This window comes from Vibrio sp. T20 (genome assembly GCF_007858795.1).
Taxonomy (GTDB): domain Bacteria; phylum Pseudomonadota; class Gammaproteobacteria; order Enterobacterales; family Vibrionaceae; genus Vibrio; species Vibrio satsumensis.
On record NZ_VFEB01000188.1, the window covers coordinates 1 to 228 of the forward strand.

Consider the following 228-nt stretch of genomic DNA (forward strand, 5'->3'; position numbering starts at 1 on the left):
AGACTGTCTTGTTGAAGCCTTGCAACACTTGCAATCACTCGGTCGCCTTCATCGTGGCCCAGTTCGTCATTGATTCGTTTGAAGTTATCAATATCGACTAAAGCTAAGCAAGTGGTCGCTTCATTAGGGTAACGCTCGACCAAGCGAGAATAATACGCGAGCTGTTCTTCGAACTTTCGGCGGTTCCAAAGATTACTCAAAGAATCTCGTTCACTTAAGATCCTCAAA

Annotated in this window: 1 protein-coding gene; it reads right to left on the minus strand. The window is 44.7% G+C overall.

Translation table 11 applies throughout. From position 1 onward, the window contains the following. Positions 1-228, minus strand: a 228-nt coding sequence (locus FTW16_RS20640) for a diguanylate cyclase (protein WP_146492319.1), incomplete at both ends; no start/stop codon positions are given.